At 57.8% G+C, this 9,774-nt stretch carries 9 protein-coding genes; all 9 read right to left on the bottom strand.

The genetic code is table 11. The features are described from left to right. Positions 1-30: 30 nt before the first annotated feature. Entirely contained in the window at positions 31-1,017 is a 987-nt protein-coding gene (locus tag WD767_03850) for a PstS family phosphate ABC transporter substrate-binding protein (protein ID MEX2615210.1), read from the bottom strand. A 282-nt stretch (positions 1,018-1,299) separates the two neighbouring features. Continuing rightward, positions 1,300-3,588 carry a cyclic nucleotide-binding domain-containing protein gene (locus WD767_03845; GenBank protein ID MEX2615209.1) on the bottom strand — a complete coding sequence of 763 codons (2,289 nt, stop codon included), beginning with the start codon at positions 3,586-3,588 and terminating at the stop codon, positions 1,300-1,302. Positions 3,589-3,698: 110 nt separating this feature from the next. Further along, the gene (locus WD767_03840) at positions 3,699-3,857 is read right to left on the bottom strand and encodes a DUF3309 family protein (protein MEX2615208.1); all 159 of its coding nucleotides are present in this window, start codon (positions 3,855-3,857) and stop codon (positions 3,699-3,701) included. Positions 3,858-3,953: 96 nt separating this feature from the next. Beyond that, the gene (locus WD767_03835; GenBank protein MEX2615207.1) at positions 3,954-4,943 is read right to left on the bottom strand and encodes an OmpA family protein; all 990 of its coding nucleotides are present in this window, start codon (positions 4,941-4,943) and stop codon (positions 3,954-3,956) included. A 196-nt stretch (positions 4,944-5,139) separates the two neighbouring features. Further along, positions 5,140-5,385, bottom strand: a complete 246-nt coding sequence (locus WD767_03830; GenBank protein ID MEX2615206.1) for a YMGG-like glycine zipper-containing protein — start codon at positions 5,383-5,385, stop codon at positions 5,140-5,142. Between the two features lie 213 nt (positions 5,386-5,598). After that, the gene (locus WD767_03825; protein ID MEX2615205.1) at positions 5,599-6,162 is read right to left on the bottom strand and encodes a hypothetical protein; all 564 of its coding nucleotides are present in this window, start codon (positions 6,160-6,162) and stop codon (positions 5,599-5,601) included. A gap of 554 nt (positions 6,163-6,716) precedes the next feature. Next, a complete protein-coding gene (locus tag WD767_03820) occupies positions 6,717-8,156 on the bottom strand; it encodes an AI-2E family transporter (GenBank protein MEX2615204.1) in 1,440 nt (479 codons plus the stop codon). A 484-nt stretch (positions 8,157-8,640) separates the two neighbouring features. Further along, positions 8,641-9,042: a response regulator gene (locus tag WD767_03815; protein MEX2615203.1), complete on the bottom strand. Its 402-nt coding sequence runs from the start codon at positions 9,040-9,042 to the stop codon at positions 8,641-8,643. A 441-nt stretch (positions 9,043-9,483) separates the two neighbouring features. Further along, positions 9,484-9,774, bottom strand: a 291-nt coding sequence (locus WD767_03810; protein ID MEX2615202.1) for a glutathione S-transferase, incomplete at its 5' end; no start/stop codon positions are given.

The following is a 9,774-nucleotide window of genomic DNA, read 5'->3' as shown; positions in this document are numbered from 1 at the left end:
CGCAAGGGCCCGCCACGGGTTTCGTCAGCCTCAGTTGGCGCTCAGCAGATCGTCCGGCGTTACCCCGACTTTGGAGCCACCGTCGAAGAACGAGCCGGTCTTGCGGGCGTCGATCTTCTTCTCAGCGAGAGTGAACGCCCGCTCGGGCAGAGCCAGATAGCCGGTTTCGGAAACCAGCTCGGGCGCATGCGCCGGATCGAACATGTACTTGGCGTATTCCAGCACTTCAGGCTTCTCGTCCAGGTGCGCCTTGTTGGCATAAATGAACAGCGGACGGGTCAGCGGCTGGTAGGCACCGGAAGCCGCGGTTTCGGTGGTCGGCGCGATGCACTTGCCGCCCTCGTAGGAGATTTCCAATGGCTTCACGCGCCCACGGTTCTCTTCGACATAGGCCAGACCCAGGAAGCCGATGGCATAGGGGTCGGACGACACACCCTGAATGGTGATGTTGTCGTCTTCGGTCGCTGTGTAGTCGCCGCGCGAAGCGCCTTCTTCGCCCAGCATGGCGAAGGTGAAGTAGTCGTAGGTGCCCGAATCGGTGCCGGCGCCATAGAGACCGATGTCCTCATTCGGATACTTTGGGTTGACCTGGCTCCACTTGGTGATCTTGCCCTGAGCCTCAGTCTCGTACATCGTCTTGATTTCTTCGACGGTCATGCAGGTGATCGGGTTGTCCGGGTGCACGATCACCGCCAGCGCATCCATCGCCACCGGCAGTTCGAGGAACTCGATACCGTTCTCCTTGCAGAGCTCCATTTCGGAACTCTTGATCGGGCGCGAAGCGCCCGAGAAACTCGTTTCGCCACGGCAGAACTTCTTGAAACCGCCGCCGGTGCCCGACACGCCGACCACAACGCGCTTGCCGGTTTTGATCTGGAATTCCTCGGCGAAAGCCTCGGAGACGGGAAATACGGTCGACGAGCCGTCGACCTGAATGACTTCCTGCGCAGCGGCGGTAGCGGCACCACCAGCCGCGATGCCGGCAACCAGTGAAAGCGTGAGTAGACTTCTTTTCATGATGATCCCTTCGTTTTAGAAGCTGTAATGGCTGGTAAAAGCAGCGCCTTTCTGGCGCGGGACCATGACAAGCATGTTAAGGATATGTGACAGTTTCATGAAAGACGGCTTGACCGCAGGTCAGAATGGACATTCTTCGTAGCCAGATCAAGACAGAAGCGAAATCCGGCTTTGCCGTTGAGTCTACGAAGATGGTTGCGGGTGCGGTATCTCCCGCTGTTCCACATTACGTCGCAGCTGCCGCGTCCGGTTCGAACAGTAAGTCGTTCAAGCGCGAATAACTCAGGATCGACCCGCGGTCACACTGCGTGGCGCCCGCTCGCTTTCGGCTGGTGAAGACGGTTCGGTCCTTTCAGAGGTATTCAGCACGACCGAGTCCTGAACCAGTTGCAATCGGCGGCGCACATCTTCCAGAAGCTTGTGCCTCACAACGGGAATATCGAAGATGACAGACGCCGGAATTTCCCATAACCGGGTCGGGCCCACGCTTTGCAGGCGATACCCGGACTGGAGCCCGAACAGGCACCGCTCCTCGTTGAAGGAATCGCCCGCACGCAGTGTCTCGGAAACAGTGTCGCCGACAAATCGCTTGAGGACGCCGTCTTCAATGATCCGAAGCATCTTCCGGTTGGCGTCGGTTTCCTTAACCAGCCCGTCGCCGATCACCTGAAGGGTCATTGCGGCGGCAATCCGGTTGTGGACTGTCGAGCCCAGTCTGTCCCCGAACACCCAGGTCGTTCGCAGCCAGGCCCTCTTTCTCACAAATTCTTCTATCAGGTGCTGGTGGCAGTACCGCGACACAAACTCCGCGTACTGAGCGCCTGGAATGACCAGGGCTTGCAGATAGCAGGTTGCCCGATAAGTATCCGAAGCCACCTTGTCCTGCAGGATTGGTATTTCGCCAAGGAGCGTGCCGGTGGACAACCGGACAGGTTCGGCGGTCAGCGACGACAACGCTTCCGCGTTGCCGGATATGATCAGCAGCAGATCGTTTACCTTTTCTCCCTCGTGCATCAGTATTTCGTGCGGGTTGAAGGTTCGGAGCTCGCTATTGAGCAATATATGCAGCCGTCCGGGCGGCTGGTCCGGAAAGTATCCCTTGAAAAAGTCATAGGCGATCCGGCGCATGTAATCCTGCGTCGACTGGATCAGGACATCGGCTGTTCCGAACTCCGCGCCGGAGCCGATGTGCCGCTCTTCCTTGCTCAGCCGGCGGGCGACGTGGGCCAGCACCAGCTTGTCGGATGGATCGTCGGAAAAATCACCGGCAGAGCCATGGATCAGGCCACCGCCGATATCGATTTTCTTCAAATGGGCAAACGCGCCGTAACTCTCCCTTGTCCTTTTGCGCAATGACTCGGATATCCCGGCGTCCCGCGACGGGTTTGCAACCATGGCATCCATGACATCATCCGACGCGATATCGGCCAGATGGGAATAATACCGGTACCCGTCCTCGCCCAGTGCGCGGAACTGGAATATTGTCGTTTCCATGGGGTGAGGGGACATCACCGGCTTGACATCAAGGCCATCCAGGTCATTCCATTTATCCTGAACCAGGTCGATGACGTTGAAATAGGTCCCGAATTCCTGCTCATCGATTGCGAGCAGGGCGGCAAATTTCTTGGTCACGGCGGCGCGGACCATCGGCGCAGCGTAGTAATTCAGTTTATGATCTGACTGCATCAGCGTTGTCAGCCCGGCAAAATGATCGTCATGACAATGGGTATGGAAAATTCCGTCTATTTCGTTCACGCTCAGACTCAGGGCCTGAAGAATGGCCTCCAGGTTCGGCCCGGCATCGATCAGGAAAAGGCGGCCCTGAAACGACAACACGCTGCTCATGCAGGGCCGGTCGATGTCCCAGCCATCGCCTTCACCGGTATGAATGACCGAAAAATAGTTCCGCTCGATTTTGTGCATGCCGAGCGGATAGGGCGACTCATAGGTTTCACCACGAGACAGGTTCATGTCGACGTCGACGTAAATATCCTGATAGTCGAAACGGTACCGGTTGAGCCCCAGCCGTCGAATGAAGACTCCGTCCCGGATTTCCATCCGTTCTATACCAACCGACAGGGTATCGAGGAGTTCGCCGGCTGAACGAATATTACCGAATGCGAAATGCAGCTTGATGCGCATCATTTCGTCGGCGGCTTCGTCGCTCAATCCGCTATCAATCAGTTCCTCTTTCGAAACAAGCCCGTAATTGCCGCGATGAATGTAATTGAGCTGCGCCTCGATCTGCTTTTGCAGGCCCAGCAGCAGCGGCTTTTGCCCTGTGTTGTTCGGGTGGCCGGGAAGGATCATGCCCTGTCGGTAGAGCATCTGGAGAACGGGAAACTCGGCGAGGTTGGCGAAGGCGCCGCCCTGCAGCATGATATCCGAAAGAAGGATGGTGTTGGGGCCGGTTTCGGTTTGTGCGCCCGTCACGTCGGAAGGAACAATCAGGCCGCGACGCATCAGGTGCTTGACGACATCGGCGGGACTGCCGCAAAGAACTCTCAGGCCAACGTCTTCGACTTCAACCCACTGTACACCCGGCGTAATATCGATTCTGCGTATGCTCATGACCTGATCGCGTTTCATTGCTGATTATTAAGGCATAATCAGTAGAGCCGCCAATACCCCGGTCGTTACTGCCGGGCAGTAGTCGTGGCCTCAACAAGCCACGATCTGTTTTAGATGCGCCCCAGCAACAGCAGCACAAGGACGATGATCAGGACAATTCCCATCCCGCCGGTGGGGTAGTAGCCCCAGTTTCTGCTGTGCGACCAGGTCGGCAGCACGCCGATGAGCATCAGCAGCAGAATGATGATCAGAATTGTTCCGAGTGACATGACGGTCTCCTGTTTTGAAAACGCCGGCGTACACCCGGCCGGAATTCGGCGGCGGACTCAGTTGTGCCCGCCGCCTCATCCATACCTGGCAAAGGACTAGCGCGTATTGACCGAAATCCGATTGGCGCGTTCCAGCGTATAGGCTGTGATAACGGCGCGCCGGTTCATGGCATTGCGTACGCCGTCGGCGGTCGCCACTGCCGGGTCGCTTTCACCTTCGGCCGTTATCTTCAGGTCCTCGTATTCGCGGACAACGAGCCCATGGCGGAGCAGTTCTTCCCTCACCGCAACCGCGCGCTTGCGGGACAGGATATCGTTGTATTCCGTGGTCCCCGAGCGGTCGGCATATCCCTTTACGGTCACAACGATGTTCTTGTCACCGCTGATGCGGGCGACCAGGCCTTCGATGTCGCGCCGCGCGGCGGCAGATATGGTCGACTTGTCAAAATCGAAATATGCCACGACGCGGTCGTTGGTCGGTACGTATTTCAGTTCGGGCTTAGCGGGTGTCTCGGCGACCTGCGCCGGCTGTGCGGCCAGAATTGCCGCGTTAAGCCGTTCGAGCGCCGTACGGAACTCGTCCTTGCATGAGGCTATGTCCGCCGCCTGCCAGGAAAGCGCCTGTCCGTCTCTCGTCAGCCCTTCGGCCGTCTGCTCGACCCAGCAGTCGTATTTCGCCTGGGCCGTTGCGGCCTGGCTCGGCGCCAGGTTTTTTGCATTTCTCTCAAATGCCCCTGTCAGCCGTGCGCGACCTTCCACCAGGTCGACCATATCCCTGGGGTCGACATCCCAGAGCTGCGGGACCGCGGGGATTTCGTCTGCCCCGCTGTTTACGGAAAGCGCCTTGGCGGCGTAATAGCTGGAGGATGGGTAGTCGTGCATTTCATCCGACTCGTAAAGCGCAAGAGTGCGGTATTCGCGCGCCAGCGCCGCCCGGAAATCGTTCCCGGTCGGTTGCATTGTCCGGACACTCGCCACGTTCTTGCTCATCTGGTCACTCATCCACGTCGCCTGCGCCGGCGCCAAAGCCACCGCAAAAGTGAGTGCCGCCGCCGCCGTGGAAATCATCAAACTATGTGTAAACATGATAGATCCTTATATTATGATTGTTACTGTCGGATCTCGCAGATCGCGTCACGCGGTCTGCTGTCCGGACGTCAATTTGGTTGGGAGTCGGCGGAAAACGTGGCGTAAGTCAAAGGACGCCTGTTTCGTCATTCCGCCGGGTTTATGTGCTGTCGGCTGCTTTTTAGGGATGCTGTAGCGCTATCGCACATGCCGGTCAGCGCCAGACCGGCTTGCCCAGGTCGACGTCATTCTCATCTGTGGCCGCGCCGACACCGGCGCCTACCGCGGCGCCGATTGCCGCCCCTGTTCCCGGGGACCCGACCAGGGCGCCGCCGACGGCGCCCGCGGCCGCGCCAATCCCGGCGCCACTCAGAGCGCGGTCACCCGTGCTGCTGCCGCATGCCGAAACGCCGGCCGCCAAAGCGATGATTGTCAGAACTGAAGTCATTTTATATTTCATAATTGAATTTCCACCATCGTATCCCCAAAAAAGCGGTATGCCGCAAAGGCGGCAGTGCATTGCAGGTAACGGACAGAGCAACTGTTTCTGCCCGCCTTCAACATAGACGTGGCAGAACCGTTTGGTCAGGATCGGAATATACTCAGACGCCGTCCCCGGCATTGTTTTCCCGCAGGCGACGTTTCCGGGGCCAGGCGGAAGGTCACAGCAACTTCAGGCGGTGAGACAAGGCTTTTTTGCACTTTCAGCGGCGTGTGCCGCAGCCGTTTCGTGAGTTATCGTCCGGTCATGACGACTGGCGTCGAAGAACCTGATCGCCAACACCGCCACGCTTCCGAAAAATGCGTAAAACGTCAGGCTCAAGGCATGCGGAATCGTGGCATCGACAGCCGGGTTGATCAGGGGCAACGCGATGTAAAAATTCATAATCCAGATGAATACGAGCAAAGCGACCGCGATAACGGATCTCGACACGGTCGATACCGTGCGGCGCGGCAGCAGGGAAACGGCATAATAAACCGTGGATCCGAACAGAATGGCGAGGCCGGTTTCGGCGGCAACGCCCAACGGGAAGGCCAGTTCTGCCGGCAGGCGAACGATGAACAGCGCCTTCGTCACGCCGCGCGCTATCGCCGCTGCGTCTCCTCCCGAAACACTGTGGTAAATGGTGACCCATATCATCTCAACGTTACAGATAAGGAGAACGGCCAGGCTCCCGGACACCCATGCCTTGTAGCGGTGCTGAACGATTGAGCAATCTTTGAAAGCGGCAGTCATCTGATCGACCTCCGGGATGGCGCGGAAACCGGTAAGATACTCTCAGTAAAACGGTTTTCGCCATTGATGGCGGGAATCGCCCCGAAGGGTAAAGCGCGGCGCCGTGGCAGTCGGTCTGCCAGGCGCCCGGCTGCTTTTCGGACGCCGTTAACAGGGAGATTGTGGAGGATCGTCAACATCCAGGCGCGCAGGCCGGTGCCCGGCCGGCATGACCGCCCTTTTGTCAGCGCCCGCAGGAGGCATTCCTGAACCAGTTCGTCGGCGGCAGCCTCGTTGCGGGAAACCGCGGCGGCATAATGCCGGAGCGAGGGAATATGGTTCTCGATATTCTGTACAGCGTCGTTCATCAATATTCTCCCGCGGCGTTTTCGTGTCCGGCCGCGGATCGGCCGTCGACCCCCATGCGGAACACTTGCCTGTGCTGCGGAGTTTTGCCGCTGCCTGTTCCGGCGCGGCAGCCTCGGATTCTACGCATTTCACCGCCCGGGCGACCGATCCATCCGGAGTCGTCCGGGCGGCAGCCGGCGCGGGATGCAATGCCGGCAGAATGCCGCCTATTTTCCGAGCAAGTCGCCTACCGGATTCAGATCTTCGATGTGGTCGCATATGGCCTTGATGGCCATCATGATCGGGATGCCCAGCAATAGTCCCCATATGCCCCACAGCCAGCCCCAAAACAGGACACCGGCGAAAATGACCGCGGGATTCATCTGGCTTGTCCGCGCTGTCAGCCACGGCGTCAGCAAAAGACCCTCCAAATTGCTGATGCCCAGCGCGATTCCCGAAACAGCGAACGCCATACCGATTGTTCCGAACTGCAGAAATCCGAACAAGGCAGTGCCCGCGGCTATGACGACCGCGCCGAGATACGGAATGGCATTCAGGACCGCGGCGGCGGCGCCCCATACCGCGGCATGGTCAAACCCGACCCAGAGGAATGCGAGCCAGGTTGCAACGCCGACGAGCGAGCAGGTAAACAGCTGCACCATCAGGTAGTTCTGGATCTGGCCGGTAATCTTGTCCAGCATCTGGAGTGTGATTTTTCTTTTGCCAAATGTGGCGCCATTGATTCTGACGAGTTTCCGACGGAAATTATCACCGGCGACAATAAGGAAATACGCAAGAAACAGTACAATAACGACCTGACCGCCAAAGGTGGTTGCCCCCATCGTTCCTGCCCAGAGATATTCCTGCAGGTCAAATTTCGGTTTTTCGATTTGAACCCTGGTCACGCCGGCCGGCGCGCGGTTCGGGGTGTTGGATGGCGAATCGCTGGCGGCATTTTCCAGCTCGGTCGTCGCCTTCTGCACCTTCTCCATCGCGCTTTCCGCGGTGCCCCGTTCCTTGCGCAGCAACAAGCGAAACTTTTGGGCGGCTTTGGGCATTGCCTCGATTGTCTCAGAGACCTCATCACTGAGTGAATAAGCCATTGAGCCCAGACCGCCCACGAACCCGAGCAGCAGGATAGCGGCGGCGGCAGCGCGCGGAATACGCCTTTTCTGCATCCAGTTGACCAGGGGCGAAAGCGCGTAACTGATCATGACGCCGAACAACAGCGGAATGAAGAATGCGCGGGCCCAATGCAACGCAAAGATGACGGCAACGACTGCTAGTATCGTAAGCGGAAGGATTATCGCCGTCCGGCCGACGTCGCTTTCCGGCATGGCCACGGGACGGCAGTCTTCGTCTTCAGACGGTGCCCCTTGTCGGGAAGTAGCCGGAATACTGGTCAATTCAGGTCCTGGGATGAAGATAATCCGTTTATGTTCGCGCCATTGCGCGGCGCCACGGCTGTTACGATGGCCGCGCGCCGGCCACATCAGGAGGCGGCGAACCTGATCTTGCGCGCAGCCGCCACCCGGGCGACAGGGTCGGAATCTACGCAGAAAAAATTGGGCCGTGCGCGCGCCATGGGCTGGCGCATCGGTTTCGGGTTCCCCCTGGATAAGATCGTGTTTGAGTGGAACCGCAACCGCAACCGCAACCTGTTCCATTCAAACCTGATGTGCGATTCTGCGTAGAATCCGAAGCTATGGCGTCCGGCAGCCGCTCCTTACGATGCGCATATCGCGTTCTCCATCGGATTTTGCGCGAGCCGCCTTTGCTCGCGCCGATCCGGTCGAAGCGATATGAACACGCCTCTTTTCTGCAAGACACATTCAACCGAATAAGGCCGGAGCAGCACAATGAACAGCATTATCTGGATGGTCGGCGCCGTCGTCATCGTGATCTTCATACTCGGCTTTCTGGGACTGAGATAGATTCCGCCGCATGCCCTGCATCTGTCGCAACCTCGGAGCTTTCGTCGGCCTAGCAGTCTGTCGGATTTGACCTTTTCAAGGCCGCGCAGGTGAAAGCGGGTGAAGCCGAGGATGGATTTGAGGATGCCAAAGACGGGTTCGACAGTTTGTGTGGAACGCCAGAGCTGTCGATCCCGTAACGGGGCGCATGCATCAGCGGGAATTCGACGTCCATCGGCTATCCTGATCCGCCATTTCCCAAGAGACGCGTGACTACCGCAGACAGTTCGTCAATATCAATCGGCTTGCTCAGAATTTCAGCGGCACCAAATTTACGTGCAATATTGAGGAAACCCAACTGCCTGGAGCGCCCGCCGCCGGATATGGCCAGGATCGGTGTCGTCGGTTTGATTTGCAGAATTTCGACAATCGTCTCGACGCCTTCCTTCACCGGCATTATTAAATCGGTCACAACGAGATCGAATTCCCGCTGTTTGAACATGAAAAGACCGACTTCGCCATTCGGCGCGACAAGGACCTCGCATCCCATATCTCCCAGGACGTCAGCAATCGTATCTCGCACCATCGGGTCGTCGTCGATAATCAGCACCATTGGCTGAGCGCCAGTTGGCATGATCATTGCCAGGTCCTTCCATTAATGGGTTATATTTATCGATGACCATAAGCATTTGGCGGGGTTGTCTCTGGAGCGGGATTATGGGCCCTTCCCTGTATTGTTGTGTAGTGGCGAGGAATTTTCTGATTGAACGCCGGCTGCTTGGGCGGTGATTGAGGTGGCTGTCGGATTTGGCCGAATATTGCTGCTTCCACGGCAAACCGGACGTTTTAGAGGATTGTATAATCTTGCTGTTTCTCTGGGTTGCGCCTTACCGTTCCGGAGGTCGTGCAGGCATGGTGATCGACGATGGTACCAATACGCAATTGGTGAACTATCGCAAGTCTTGAGAAATAGCGTTAACAAACAATGAAATTTTGTATCTTTTACCGTTCCTTTGGTCAAATATTGAAGCGCCGGATTATTCTGGAGGAATCGATCAGCGGTCTCCTCGTACCGTGATCGTCAAGGTTTGCTCGCGACCATGGATGGTCGGTCTGACACACTGTCGAGCCAGATCGCGAGATCGGCCCGCATCGTCCGCCAGGACAGGTCGCTCACTCTGAAATCGAGATAGGCCAACGCGCAGGCGAGCGTAATGTCGCCAAGATCGAACCGGCCGGATGGCGGCAAGGGGATTGTCGGCAGGGTCCGGATGAGTGCGCGGTACTGGCGGTCGATCCAATCCTCCCACTGCTTTTCCTGCGGCCGACGTTTCTCGATCACCGAAATGAACGCAGCGTCCATCATGCCGTG

This window comes from Alphaproteobacteria bacterium (assembly GCA_040905865.1).
Taxonomy (GTDB): domain Bacteria; phylum Pseudomonadota; class Alphaproteobacteria; order UBA8366.
Note: the sequence above shows the minus strand (reverse complement) of the source record. Positions and strands in the feature narration are given on the sequence as shown.